This is a genomic window from Bradyrhizobium sp. BRP20 (assembly GCF_020194215.1).
Lineage (GTDB): Bacteria > Pseudomonadota > Alphaproteobacteria > Rhizobiales > Xanthobacteraceae > Bradyrhizobium > Bradyrhizobium yuanmingense.
The window spans coordinates 355,794-368,243 of sequence record NZ_JADYVY010000005.1 but is presented as its reverse complement, the minus strand read 5'-3'; the positions used below and the strand labels follow the sequence as shown (position 1 = coordinate 368,243).

12 protein-coding genes are annotated in these 12,450 nt (G+C 65.1%); 6 read left to right on the top strand and 6 right to left on the bottom strand.

Translation table 11 applies throughout. From position 1 onward, the window contains the following. Nucleotides 1-6: 6 nt before the first annotated feature. Entirely contained in the window at nucleotides 7-474 is a 468-nt protein-coding gene (locus tag I6F33_RS15390; RefSeq protein WP_036006263.1) for a tRNA (cytidine(34)-2'-O)-methyltransferase, read from the bottom strand. 279 nt (nucleotides 475-753) lie between these two features. On the opposite strand from I6F33_RS15390, the gene petA reads away from it, so the two are divergent. From petA to I6F33_RS15360, 6 genes are all read left to right on the top strand, one after another. After that, nucleotides 754-1,284, top strand: coding sequence for a ubiquinol-cytochrome c reductase iron-sulfur subunit (petA, locus tag I6F33_RS15385; RefSeq protein ID WP_036006265.1), 531 nt, complete (start codon nucleotides 754-756; stop codon nucleotides 1,282-1,284). A gap of 62 nt (nucleotides 1,285-1,346) precedes the next feature. Then, on the top strand, nucleotides 1,347-3,419 hold the full coding sequence (fbcH, locus tag I6F33_RS15380) for a cytochrome b/c1 (RefSeq protein WP_225143169.1): 2,073 nt from the start codon (nucleotides 1,347-1,349) through the stop codon (nucleotides 3,417-3,419). Between the two features lie 278 nt (nucleotides 3,420-3,697). Then, entirely contained in the window at nucleotides 3,698-4,372 is a 675-nt protein-coding gene (locus tag I6F33_RS15375) for a dienelactone hydrolase family protein (protein ID WP_225143168.1), read from the top strand. A gap of 4 nt (nucleotides 4,373-4,376) precedes the next feature. After that, complete coding sequence (locus tag I6F33_RS15370) at nucleotides 4,377-4,538, top strand: hypothetical protein (protein ID WP_157784007.1); 162 nt, start codon at nucleotides 4,377-4,379, stop codon at nucleotides 4,536-4,538. A gap of 301 nt (nucleotides 4,539-4,839) precedes the next feature. After that, the gene (locus tag I6F33_RS15365) at nucleotides 4,840-7,005 is read left to right on the top strand and encodes an anthranilate synthase component I (RefSeq protein WP_225143166.1); all 2,166 of its coding nucleotides are present in this window, start codon (nucleotides 4,840-4,842) and stop codon (nucleotides 7,003-7,005) included. Nucleotides 7,006-7,014: 9 nt separating this feature from the next. After that, complete coding sequence (locus I6F33_RS15360) at nucleotides 7,015-7,554, top strand: adenine phosphoribosyltransferase (RefSeq protein WP_036006280.1); 540 nt, start codon at nucleotides 7,015-7,017, stop codon at nucleotides 7,552-7,554. A 236-nt stretch (nucleotides 7,555-7,790) separates the two neighbouring features. Here the strand turns inward: I6F33_RS15360 and I6F33_RS15355 are convergent, their stop codons facing one another. The 5 genes from I6F33_RS15355 to I6F33_RS15335 all read right to left on the bottom strand — a co-directional run bounded on the left by I6F33_RS15355 (nucleotide 7,791) and on the right by I6F33_RS15335 (nucleotide 12,398). Beyond that, nucleotides 7,791-8,459, bottom strand: coding sequence for a hypothetical protein (locus tag I6F33_RS15355; protein WP_036006282.1), 669 nt, complete (start codon nucleotides 8,457-8,459; stop codon nucleotides 7,791-7,793). A 60-nt stretch (nucleotides 8,460-8,519) separates the two neighbouring features. Next, nucleotides 8,520-9,272, bottom strand: a complete 753-nt coding sequence (locus I6F33_RS15350) for a hypothetical protein (protein WP_036006284.1) — start codon at nucleotides 9,270-9,272, stop codon at nucleotides 8,520-8,522. A 208-nt stretch (nucleotides 9,273-9,480) separates the two neighbouring features. Then, entirely contained in the window at nucleotides 9,481-10,689 is a 1,209-nt protein-coding gene (locus I6F33_RS15345; protein WP_225143164.1) for a M48 family metallopeptidase, read from the bottom strand. 32 nt (nucleotides 10,690-10,721) lie between these two features. Beyond that, nucleotides 10,722-11,282: a LemA family protein gene (locus I6F33_RS15340; RefSeq protein WP_036006288.1), complete on the bottom strand. Its 561-nt coding sequence runs from the start codon at nucleotides 11,280-11,282 to the stop codon at nucleotides 10,722-10,724. Nucleotides 11,283-11,420: 138 nt separating this feature from the next. Then, nucleotides 11,421-12,398, bottom strand: a complete 978-nt coding sequence (locus I6F33_RS15335) for a small ribosomal subunit Rsm22 family protein (protein ID WP_225143163.1) — start codon at nucleotides 12,396-12,398, stop codon at nucleotides 11,421-11,423. Between the last annotated feature and the right edge of the window lie 52 nt (nucleotides 12,399-12,450).

Genomic DNA, 12,450 nt, shown 5'->3' with positions numbered 1-12,450 from the left:
CTCTCCTCAACCTGTCAAACCTTGCGGGTTCCGGGTCTGCCGCAGCGCCTCGCCGGCGGCCATGGCTACGCTCATGGCCACATTGAGCGACCGCAGCCCCGCCTTGATCGGGATCACCAGACGCGCATCGGCCGCCTCGACCACTGCGTCGGTGACGCCGGCGCTCTCGCGCCCGAATAGCAGGATGTCCGACCTCTGGTAATGAAAATCGCGGTAGTCGGTGGCGGCCTTGGTGGTGAACAGCAGCAGCCGGTGGCCCTGGCCTGCACGCCAGTCCTCGAATGTCGCCCAGGAGACGTGGCGGGTCAGCCTGACATGGTCGAGGTAGTCCATTCCCGCCCGGCGGAATAGGCGGTCCGAGATCGGGAAGCCCGCCGGTTCGATGATATGGGCATCGAGCCCCAGGCAGGCGCAGAGGCGAAGAATCGTGCCGGTGTTCTGGGGGATGTCGGGCTGGAAAAGTGCGATCTGCATGGGCGGCGGCGAGTTGGCTTGCGGGCGCAAAATGTCTCAATAAAACATCGCCCGCCCGGGAATTCGTGCATTGCACGCTCTCACGCCGTTAGCGGGCTTGCGCTCGCCCGGCAAGGGTGCCAATAGAACGATTCTGGACTGCTGTTTCACCCGTTTAGAGGTGAACAAGCCAAGTTCTGCCGCCGCGGGGGGCCGCGGGTGCCGGCAGCCTTTCCGGGGACCTCTTGGGCGCCCCTCGGAGCGGTTCCACCGGTAGCGCAAGAAGAAAGGGTTGGAATCGTGACGACAGCGTCTTCGGCGGACCATCCGACACGCCGTGATTTCTTATTCGTTGCAACAGGGGCATTTGCAGCAGTAGGGGGCGCGGCTGCGCTCTGGCCCTTCATCTCCCAAATGAATCCGGATGCCTCGACCATCGCCGCCGGTGCGCCGATCGAGGTCGATCTCAGCCCGATCGCGGAAGGCCAGGACATCAAGGTGTTCTGGCGCGGCAAGCCGATCTACATCAGTCACCGCACCAAGAAGCAGATCGACGAGGCGCGCGCCGTCAACGTGGCGAGCCTGCCGGATCCGCAGACCGACGAGGCCCGGGTCAAGTCGGGCCACGAGCAGTGGCTGGTCGTGATCGGCATCTGCACCCATCTCGGCTGTATCCCGATCGCTCATGAAGGCAGCTACGACGGGTTCTTCTGCCCCTGCCATGGTTCGGTCTACGATACGTCCGGCCGCATCCGCCAGGGCCCAGCGCCCACGAACCTGGCCGTGCCGCCGTACCAGTTCGTTTCCGACACCAAAATCCAGATCGGCTGAGCTTCGGACTCAAGTCCGAAGCTTCGCGCCGTCTCGTCGTACTATTTCCTCAGGATCGCATCATGAGCGGACCATCCGACTACCAGCCGAGCAATCCGGCCCTGCAATGGATCGAGCGGCGCCTGCCGATTTTTGGTCTCATCCATTCCTCCTTCGTCGCCTATCCCACCCCGCGCAACCTGAACTATTGGTGGACCTTCGGCGCCATTCTTTCCTTCATGCTCGGAATGCAGATCCTGACCGGCGTGATCCTGGCGATGCACTACACGCCGAACGCCGATCTCGCCTTCAAGTCGGTCGAGCTGATCGTCCGTGACGTGAACTACGGCTGGCTGCTGCGCAACATGCACGCGGTCGGCGCCTCGATGTTCTTCGTCGCCGTCTACGTCCACATGTTCCGCGGTCTGTACTACGGGTCGTACAAGGAGCCACGTGAGGTGCTGTGGATCCTCGGCGTCATCATCTACCTCCTGATGATGGCGACCGGCTTCATGGGCTACGTGCTGCCCTGGGGCCAGATGAGCTTCTGGGGCGCCACCGTCATCACCAATTTGTTCTCGGCCGTTCCCTATGTCGGCGAGAGCATCGTGACGCTGCTCTGGGGCGGCTATGCAGTCGGCAACCCGACGCTGAACCGCTTCTTCTCGCTGCACTATCTCTTGCCGTTCGTGATCGCAGGCGTCGTCGTGCTCCACGTCTGGGCGCTGCACGTCGCTGGCCAGAACAACCCTGATGGCGTCGAGCCGAAGACGGAAAAGGACACGGTGCCGTTCACGCCGCATGCGACCATCAAGGACATGTTCGGCGTCGCCTGCTTCCTGCTGCTGTACGCTTGGTTCATCTTCTACATGCCGAACTATCTCGGCGACGCCGACAACTACATTCCCGCGAACCCGGGCGTGACGCCGCCGCACATCGTGCCGGAATGGTATTACCTGCCGTTCTACGCGATCCTGCGCTCGATTCCCGACAAGCTCGCGGGCGTCATCGCGATGTTCGGGGCGATCATCATCCTGTGCTTCCTGCCCTGGCTCGACACCGCCAAGACCAGGTCCTCGAAGTACCGACCGCTCGCCAAGCAGTTCTTCTGGATCTTCGTCGCGGTCTGCATCCTGCTCGGCTATCTCGGCGCACAGCCGCCGGAAGGCATCTACGTCATCGCCGGCCGCATCCTGACGTTCTGCTATTTCGCCTACTTCCTGATCGTGCTGCCGCTGCTCGCGCGCATCGAGAAGCCGCGGCCGGTGCCGAACTCGATCTCGGATGCCGTGCTGGCCAAGACCGGCAGCCGGTCGACGCCGATGGTCTCGACCGCGATCGTGCTGGCGCTCGCCGGCTCGCTGTTCGCGGGCTCGATCGACAGCGCGAAAGCAGCCGAAGGCAGCGATAAGCCGCCAGGCAACACATGGTCGTTCTCGGGCCCTTTCGGTAAGTTCGATCGCGGCGCGCTGCAGCGCGGCCTCAAGGTCTACAAGGAGGTCTGCGCCAGTTGCCACGGCCTGTCCTTCGTCGCCTTCCGTAACCTCGCCGAGCCCGGCGGGCCCGGCTATTCGGTGGCGCAAGCCGCGGCGTTTGCATCCGAGTACAAGGTCAAGGACGGCCCGAACGATGCGGGGGACATGTTCGAGCGGCCGGGCCGGCCGGCGGACTATTTCCCCTCGCCGTTCGCGAACGAGCAGGCCGCGCGTGCCGCGAACGGCGGTGCGGCCCCGCCGGACCTGTCCCTGATCACCAAGGCGCGCTCCTACAAGCGCGGCTTCCCCTGGTTCATCTTCGACGTCTTCACCCAGTACCAGGAGCAGGGGCCTGACTACGTCGCCGCATTGCTCCAGGGCTATGAGGACAAGGTGCCGGAGGGCGTCACCCTCCCGGAGGGCTCGTACTTCAACAGGTACTTCCCGGGCCACGCCATCAAGATGCCGAAGCCGATCAGCGACGGCCAGGTGACCTATGACGACGGCTCGCCGACTACCGTTGCGCAGTACTCCAAGGACGTCACCACCTTCCTGATGTGGACCGCCGAGCCGCACATGGAAGCGCGCAAGCGCCTCGGCTTCCAGGTCTTCGTGTTCCTGATCGTCTTCGCGGGCCTGATGTACTTCACCAAGAAGAAGGTCTGGGCCGCCTCGCACTGAGCGGCGAAAGACGAGAAATGCAAAAGCCCCCGAAAGGGGGCTTTTTTTGTTGGTCCCGTGTCCCGGACGCGCGAAGCGCGAGCCGGGACACAGGATGCGTGTGGCTGGGCCCCGGATCAGCAACGTATCACGCCGCACTGGACGATGCTGCGCATCGCCAGGGGCGCGCTGCATTTCATCCGGGGCACGAGAGTGTGTTGCTCGGCACGATTGCCTATCGCCCTCCCACCCGCCAAAATGCCGCCAACCGATCCCCCAGAAACTCACCGGAGGACACCATGGGAACCAGCATCACCTTCAAGCGCCCGGACGGTAAGGACGCCTCGGGCTATCTCGCCAATGCCGGGCGCGGCAATGCGCCGGGCGTCGTCGTGATCCAGGAATGGTGGGGCCTGTCCGATCAGATCAAGGGCCTGTGCGACCGCTTCGCGCTGGCCGGCTTCGACGCGCTGGCGCCCGATCTCTACAAGGGCAAGGTGGTGCCGTATCACGACACGGACAGCGCCAACAAGGAGATGAACTCGCTCGACTTCATGGACGCCACCACGCAGACCGTGCGCGGCGCCACGCAATATCTGTCGCGCAACGGTGCCAAGGTCGGGCTGACCGGCTTCTGCCTCGGCGGTGCCGTGACCATCATCGGCGCGACCAAGATCCCGGAGCTCGCGGCGGGCGTCGTGTTCTACGGCATCCCGCCCGAGCAGGCCGCCAAGCCTGCCGACGTCAAGATCCCGCTGCAGGCCCATTTCGCCAACAAGGACGATTGGTGCACGCCGGAGCTGGTCAACAGTTTCGAGAAGGCCATGAAGGCCGCCGGCAAGTCGCTGGAGCTGTTCCGCTATGACGCCGAGCACGCCTTCGTCAACGAGCAGCGCCAGGCCGTGCACGACCGCGAAGCCGCCGAGCTCGCCTGGGGCCGAGCGACGGAGTTTTTCAGTAAGCATCTGGGGTAGGAGCGTGAAGGACAAATCTGAAGCCGATGCGCAGTCGAAGCGTGAGGCCTTCAAGGTCCCGGAGGACCATCGCGCTGCCGTTCTTGAGGGGCTCCGCGAGGCCGATCGAGCCGAGTACGCGACCGATGCAGACATGGCCGCGCTTTGGAAGCGGTGCGGCCTCTAGTCCGTAGCCCGGATGGAGCGAAGCGGAATCCGGGGACTTTCCGATTGTGGACGAACCCCGGATTGCGCTGCGCTCCATCCGGGCTACCGCCTTGCCGCACCCTTGACGCCGCCCCCGTGCCATGGTGAGTATCCGCCCATGAGCACCGCCGTCCGCCCAGCCCGTCTTTGGTGGCGCACCTCCTAAAGAGGTGACCGGTGCGATTTCATTTCTCAAAATCGTCTGAGGTCGCCACGCAGTGCGGCGGCCTGATCGTTTGTCCTGTGTGGCGTTTCCTCGACAAGTTTCGTAAGAGGACGACATGAACAGGACAGTCTTTGCCCTCCCGGCTCGAAGCGACTACGTGACCCGCGCGGGGCTTGCGATCACGCGTGTGGCCGAGCAGTTCACCGGCGGCGCCAGCCGGCTCGACGACCTGATCAACCTGCTCGACCGCCGCCGCGGCGTGGTGCTGTCCTCGGGCACGACCGTGCCCGGCCGCTACGAGAGCTTCGATCTCGGCTTCTCCGACCCGCCGCTCAAGCTCGAGACCGTTGGCATCAATTTCAAGCTGGAAGCGCTGAACGCGCGCGGAGAGGTGCTGATCGCCTTCCTCGGCGATGTCCTGCGCGAACCCTGTGTCGTCATCTCCGAGAGAACGTCGAGCCGCCTTGCCGGCCACATCATCCGCGGCGATGCCCCGGTCGAGGAGGACCAGCGCACGCGGCGTGCCAGCGTGATGTCGCTGGTGCGCGATCTCGTCGCTGCCTTCTCCGCCAGTGACGACGGCCTGCTCGGCCTGTTCGGCGCTTTCGCCTACGACCTCGTGTTCCAGATCGAGGACCTCGTGCAGAAGCGCCCGCGCGAGGCCGACCAGCGCGATATCGTGCTCTATATTCCCGATCGCCTGCTCGCCTACGACCGTGCCACCGGCCGCGGCGTGGTGCTCTCTTACGATTTCGCCTGGAAGGGCAAGTCGACCGAAGGCCTGCCGCGCGAGACCGCCGACAGCCCCTATCTGAAGACGCCGCGCCAGGGCTTTGCCGATCACGCGCCGGGCGAATATCAGGCCACGGTCGAGACAGCGCGCGCCGCCTTTGCCCGTGGCGATCTGTTCGAGGCCGTGCCGGGCCAGCTGTTCGCCGAGCCCTGCGACCGCTCGCCGGCCGAAGTGTTCCAGCGCCTCTGCGTCATCAACCCGTCGCCCTATGGTGCGCTGATGAATCTCGGCGAGGGCGAGTTTCTGGTCTCGGCTTCGCCCGAAATGTTCGTGCGTTCGGACGGCCGCCGCGTCGAGACCTGCCCGATCTCGGGCACGATCGCGCGCGGCCTTGATGCGATCGGCGATGCCGAGCAGATCCGCCAGCTGCTGAACTCGGAGAAGGACGAGTTCGAGCTCAACATGTGCACCGACGTCGACCGCAACGACAAGGCGCGCGTCTGCGTACCCGGCACCATCAAGGTCCTGGCGCGCCGCCAGATCGAGACTTACTCAAAGCTGTTCCACACCGTTGATCACGTCGAGGGCATGTTGCGCCCCGGCTTCGATGCGCTCGATGCCTTCCTCACCCACGCCTGGGCTGTCACCGTCACCGGCGCGCCAAAGCTGTGGGCGATGCAGTTCGTCGAGGACCACGAGCGCTCGCCGCGGCGCTGGTATGCCGGCGCGATCGGCGCGGTGAATTTCGACGGCAGCATTAACACCGGCCTCACCATCCGCACCATCCGCATGAAGGATGGCCTCGCCGAAGTGCGCGTCGGCGCCACCTGCCTGTTCGATTCAGACCCCGCCGCAGAAGACCGCGAGTGCCAGGTCAAGGCGGCCGCGCTGTTCCAGGCGCTGCGCGGCGATCCGCCGAAGCCGCTCTCGACCTTTGCGCCTGATGCCACCGGCTCGGGCAAGCAGGTGCTGCTGATCGACCATGACGACAGCTTCGTGCACATGCTCGCCGATTATTTCCGCCAGGTCGGCGCCAGCGTCACCGTGGTCCGCTATGTGCATGCGCTCGACATGCTCAAGCAGAAGAGGTGGGACTTGCTGGTGCTGTCGCCCGGCCCCGGGCGCCCTGAGGATTTCGGGATCAAGACGACGATCGATGCGGCGCTGGAGAAGAAGCTGCCGGTGTTCGGCGTCTGCCTCGGCGTGCAGGCGATCGGCGAATATTTCGGCGGCGAGCTCGGCCAGCTCACCCATCCCGCCCACGGCCGGCCCTCGCGGGTGCAGGTGCGCGGCGGACGGCTGATGCGCAATTTGCCGAACGAGATCGTCATCGGCCGCTATCACTCGCTCTATGTCGAGCGCGACAGCATGCCGGAGGTGCTCAGCGTCACCGCCAGCACCGAGGACGGCGTCGCCATGGCGCTGGAGCACAAGACCCTGCCGGTCGCCGGCGTGCAATTCCACCCGGAATCGCTGATGTCGCTCGGCGGCGAGGTGGGGCTACGTATTGTCGAAAACGCGTTCCGGCTGGATGCGCCGGTCAATTGAGAGGCACGAATGACTTTTGACCACGACATCAAGGCCAGCGTCCGCACCATCCCGGATTATCCCAAGCCCGGGATCATGTTCCGCGACATCACCACCCTGCTCGCGGATGCGCGCGCGTTCCGCCGAGCCGTGGACGAGCTCGTCAACCCCTGGGCCGGCAACAAGATCGACAAGGTCGCCGGCATGGAGGCGCGCGGCTTCATCATCGGCGGCGCGGTGGCGCATCAGCTCTCGGCGGGCTTCGTGCCGATCCGCAAGAAGGGCAAGCTGCCGCATACCACGGTGCGCATCGCCTATTCGCTCGAATACGGCATCGACGAGATGGAGATGCATGTCGACGCGGTCGCACCCGGCGAGCGCGTGATCCTGGTCGACGACCTCATCGCCACCGGCGGCACCGCGGAAGGCGCGGTCAAGCTGCTGCGCCAGATCGGCGCCAACGTGATTGCCGCTTGCTTCATCGTCGACCTGCCCGAGCTCGGCGGCGCCGCCAAGCTGCGCGCCATGGACGTGCCCGTGCGCACGCTGATGTCGTTCGAGGGGCACTGAGCGTCAACGAGGCAGAACAAGCTTCGGGGGCGGTGTGTGGGCCAAGGACGCGGTTCACCTCTCCCATAGGGAGAGGTCGGATCGCATCGATGAGGCGATCCGGGTGAGGGGTTCTGGTCTCACTGAACGCTGCGGCCCCTCACCCGGATTGCTCTGGACGATGCTTCGCATCGCCAAGCGCAATCCGACCTCTCCCCGCTGGGGAGAGGTGAACACCGAGCTCCCGATCGGATGCTTCACGACCGCTGCAGGATCAGGCTGAGCTCCAGCTCCCGGAACGCGATGTAATTCCGCCGCGTCCATTGGTGCAGCTCGGTCGAGGAGTCCTTCTCCTGGCGCAGGTAGCCAGTGAAGGAGAAGTTCAGTCGGTCGATATAGGTCTTGAGGAAACCGGGCAGCGCGGGAAGGCGGAACAGCCGGCCGCCTCCCATTGCCGGCGGCAGCTCGCCGCGGACGACATATTCGTTGTCCACCGTGACCAGGTTCATCCGCGGGATCCGCCCACGGAGCATCTCGTGGGCGCGGGCCGAGACGCGGTCGGTGTCGGCGACGAACAGGATCATCGGCGCAACGTGGCGCCGCGCCGCCTCCTTCAGCAGGCCGATCTCGTCGGTCATCTTGAAGAACTCGTCGAAGGCGTGGAAGCCGAGGTCGATCACCTTGGCAAGTCCGTCATCGACGATGACGCGGTCCATCAGCTGCATCTTGCCGAAGGTGTCGATCACGTCGGCGGTCTCGGTCACCTTCGGTAGGTAATCGAGCAGCGACGGCTCCTTCAGGTTGACGTCGAAGGCCGCGACGTTGCCGTTCTTGAGCAGCAGGAATTCGCTCAAAAGCCGCGCCAGCAAGGTCTTGCCGACCTGCGGGCGGGGCGAGCAGATGATGTAGACGGGTGTCGCGGGCATCGCCAGCTATATCAGGCCAACTCACCGCCCAATCCAGCCGTATCAGCCCGGCTTGCGCAACTATTTTTCGCTGTTGCGGCTGGCGGATTTCGACCCGACGATGTCAGTCAGGCGGATGCGGTCGTATTCGCTCCAGACATTGGCCAACCAGTGCCGGACATAACCGCGCAGCACGAAGGAATAGTTCGCGGCCTCGTCGCTGATGCCCTTGTTGGCCACGAATTTCAGGAACGGGACCGAGGAGACCTCGACCTGCTCATAGGCCATCTCGTTGAGCTTGGGGATGGTCAGCTCGGTCGCGTCCTTGATGCGGTGGAAGTAGGAATTATAGGTCGCCTGGTCCCACTGGAAGAACTGGGTGTCGTTGATGAAGTTCTTCACCAGGAAATATTTCGCGCCCCCCATGAAGCCTGCGGTCTCCGCGATCTCCTCCAGCGAGGCGATCGAGGGTCCGAGGATGTGGAACACGGCGAAGGTGATCTGGCCGGCCTTGGCGGCGTCGAGGAAGCCGATGTCGCGCAGCGAGGCCAGCGCCGGCGAAAGCAGGCCGGCGCGGACGTCGATCACGGTGACCGAAGGGCTGACAGCGTTGAGCGTGTCGAAGATCTTCATCTGATCGGCCGTCGTCGTCATGTCGACGATCTCGGTGATGTCGGGGTGGAAGCGCTTCAGGGTTCCGCGCGGCGACTCCGTGTCGAACGCCCGCGTCGGCACGTTGTTGGCCGAGAAATAATCGAGCAGGGTGCGCGATACCGTGGTCTTGCCGACCCCGCCCTTGTCCGCGCCCACCACAACCACTGCCGGCTTTGCCATTGCTGTCCCCTAACGCGCGCCCCCGATCGCGAGGTCGCAATCGGCCGGGCCCCAAATCGATGTCCCGAAAGACGTCCCGAGTCTGCTGTTGGGCGCGAACATGGCAGAAACAAGGGAGAATTCAATTCCTCGCGCTCCACTTACGGCAATTCCCGAGGATTTTCCCGATTGCCGGGAAACCCGGCGCATGAAGCGGCAAATCACGCCGTCAGTGACGGCCCCACGGTCCCATCGGATTGGCTGCCGGGGCTCCTGAGGGACTGGGCGCGGGAACGGGCGGCGGGTTGGCGGGACCGGCCGCATCGCTCCACGGCCCCTGCGAGAGCGGCGGCGGCCCGTCCTGCGCCTCGGCATGTTCGGTCTCGAGTTGTTCCGTCTCTTCGGCGGGGTCCGGCAGCGGTCCCGGATCGCGCCCGCCGGCGAACTTGACCAGCGCGTCGACCCGGGACTGCACGGAAGGGTGGGTCGCGAACAGGTCGGCAAAGCCCTCGCGCGGATTGTCGACGCAGAGCTCCATCACCGCCGAGGTCGCGCCCGGCAGCTCGCCGCGGCCCTCGATCTTGCGCAGCGCCGAGATCATCGCGTCGGGGTCTTTCGTCAGCTCGACCGAACCGGCGTCGGCGAGATATTCGCGCGACCGCGACAGTGCGAGCTTCACCACCTGCGACAGCAGCCAGGCCAGCACGATCAGCACGATGGCGATGATGATGACGATGATCGCGCCGCCGGCGGAGCTCTTGCTGTCGCTCGACGACGAGGACGACCGCGACGACGAGGACGAGCCCGAGGACGAGGAGCCGCCCGAGCTCCAGTTCAGATTCGTGAACAGGCGGAAGAACAATTCGCCGAAGAAGCCGACCACGCCGGCGATGATGACGGCGACCACCATGAGTTGCACATCGCCGTTCTTGATGTGGGTCAGCTCGTGGCCGAGCACCGCCTCGATCTCCTTGTCGTTGAGGGCATCGAGGAGACCCGTGGTGACTGTGATGGAATATTGCCGCGGATTGAGGCCGGTCGCGAAGGCGTTCAGCGCCGGGCTCTCCATGATCTTCAGCTTCGGCATGGTGAGGCCGCGCGAGATGCAGAGGTTCTCGAGCAGATTGTAGAGCCGCGGCTGTTCCTGCCGGGTGACGCTGTGGCCGCCGGTCACGGCATCGATCATCGACTGGTGAAAGAAATAGGCGATCACGATCCAGACCGCCGCCACGACCGTTGCAATGGGCGCGGCCTTGAGTAGGTCCGAGAAGGCGTGTCTCAGATAGTACGCGGCGGTCTCACTGTCGTCGATGAACACTTCGGCCACCAGCGCGCCGGCATAGACCAGCACATAGACAAGCGCGAACAAGCCGGCGAGCAGCAGCATCGAACGAAGCTTGTTCGAGGCGATGTGCGTGTAGAGACCATACGCGGCCATGACGCGATGCCCTGCCGGCCTATCGGCTCAAATCAGAACTTCACCTGCGGCACGGTCTCGACCTCGGTGCGGCTGGCGCCGAGATCGAAGAAGTCCTTTTTGGTGAAGCCGAACATGCCCGCGAACAGAGCTGCGGGCAGCTGCTGGATGCCGGTATTGTATTCCTGCACCGCGTTGTTGAAGAAGCGGCGGCTCGCCGCGATCTTGTTTTCGAGGTCGGAGAGCTCGGACGCGAGCTGCTGGAAATTGGCGTTGGCCTTGAGGTCGGGATAGGCCTCCGACAGCGCGATCAGCCGGCCGAGCGCGCCGGAGAGCTGGTTCTCGGCCGCGGACACCTGCGCCGGACCCTGTGCCGACATCGCCGAATTGCGCGCCTTGATGACGTCGTCGAGCGTGCCGCGCTCGTGCGAGGCGTAGCCCTTCACCGTCTCGACCAGGTTCGGGATCAGGTCGTGACGCTGCTTGAGCTGCACGTCGATGTCGGCAAAGGCCTGGCCGACACGCTGGCTCAGCGCCACCAGGCGGTTGTAGGCGCTGAAAGCGATCAGCGCGAGGACGACGATGACGCCGAGAACGATCCAGCCGGTCGACATGGAGAACTCCTGAAGAGGGAAGAAGGCGGGCGCCAGGGTAGACGAAATTAACGCAGGATGAGAGCCCGGCGCGGAGGGAAGGTAAGACTTGGTCGGATCAGGAACGGCCCGAGTTCAAGGCAGGCACGGCCAGCGAAATTAACTTTCGGACATGACGGCATCGCCCCAGCGCCAGCGCCGGGCCTCGGCATAGGCCGCCTTGTCCCGCCGCGGGACTTTTGCCGGCGCAACCCCAGCCTCCGTGCAAAGCTTGGCCGCGATCTCGGCCTTGCCGACGTCCGGCGGTGCCAGCACGCGCGCGGCGCGGCTCGCGGGCGGGGTGCGGGTCAGGGCGACGTAGATGAAGCGCTCGTCCTCGAACGGGACCTCGGCGCCCTTGATCTGCCGGTGCGCCTGCGAGCGCGGCAGGCGCTGGCGGAAATGGCACCAGTCGGGCGCGATGAGCGGGCACGGCCTTTCGTGCGGGCAGGGCGCGGTGACGAAGGCGCCAGCTGCGATCAGCTGCTGGCGCAGGGCGAGGATGCGGGCATAGCCAGCGGGCGTGCCGGGCTCGATCACCACCAGCGCGTGGCGCGCCTTGGCCCACATCGCCTCGGTCAGCTTGCGCTGATCGGCCTCGCTGAGCTCGCCGATGATGTAGCTGGCGATGACGAAATCGGCCTGTGAGACCTCGGCGAGGTTGCCGCCGGCATCGCCGGGCAGATAACGGCACTCCGCCAATCGCGAGCTGCCGTGTGCCAGTTCGAGCGCGAGCCGGCTCAGCGTGGCGTTGGCATCGAGCAGGGTAAAATCCTGTAGCGACGGAAAGGCTTCCGCGGCGGCCCAGCTGGCGGTGCCCGGACCGGCGCCGACGTCGAGCAATGTTTCGGGGGCGAGATCAGGCGCGATCTCGGTGAGCGCATTGAGGCTCGCCGCCACCGCCGCGTAGGTCGCGGGCATGCGCGCCAGCGCATAAGCGAGCGCATCTGCGTCCGACTTGATCGTGCCGGAGGTGCCGCCGGCGCGATACGTAGTCGAGATCCTCTGCGAGCGCCGGGCCGCGTCGCTGCGAGAGAAGCCCTGCAGCTTGCCGTCGAGGGCGGCTTTCAGTTCGGCGGGAAGGGTGGGGGAGATCATCAGCAACCCCACGTCATCCGGGGCTCGCGAAGCGAGAACCCGGAATCCATTT

Excerpts from the sequence above, each read along its gene's own strand:
- I6F33_RS15390 (WP_036006263.1), bottom strand. The coding sequence starts at position 474 with ATGCAGATCGCACTTTTCCAGCCCGACATCCCCCAGAACACCGGCACG.
- fbcH (WP_225143169.1), top strand. The coding sequence starts at position 1,347 with ATGAGCGGACCATCCGACTACCAGCCGAGCAATCCGGCCCTGCAATGG.
- I6F33_RS15375 (WP_225143168.1), top strand. The coding sequence starts at position 3,698 with ATGGGAACCAGCATCACCTTCAAGCGCCCGGACGGTAAGGACGCCTCG.
- I6F33_RS15365 (WP_225143166.1), top strand. The coding sequence starts at position 4,840 with ATGAACAGGACAGTCTTTGCCCTCCCGGCTCGAAGCGACTACGTGACC.
- I6F33_RS15360 (WP_036006280.1), top strand. The coding sequence starts at position 7,015 with ATGACTTTTGACCACGACATCAAGGCCAGCGTCCGCACCATCCCGGAT.
- I6F33_RS15355 (WP_036006282.1), bottom strand. The coding sequence starts at position 8,459 with ATGCCCGCGACACCCGTCTACATCATCTGCTCGCCCCGCCCGCAGGTC.
- I6F33_RS15350 (WP_036006284.1), bottom strand. The coding sequence starts at position 9,272 with ATGGCAAAGCCGGCAGTGGTTGTGGTGGGCGCGGACAAGGGCGGGGTC.
- I6F33_RS15345 (WP_225143164.1), bottom strand. The coding sequence starts at position 10,689 with ATGGCCGCGTATGGTCTCTACACGCACATCGCCTCGAACAAGCTTCGT.
- I6F33_RS15340 (WP_036006288.1), bottom strand. The coding sequence starts at position 11,282 with ATGTCGACCGGCTGGATCGTTCTCGGCGTCATCGTCGTCCTCGCGCTG.
- I6F33_RS15335 (WP_225143163.1), bottom strand. The coding sequence starts at position 12,398 with ATGATCTCCCCCACCCTTCCCGCCGAACTGAAAGCCGCCCTCGACGGC.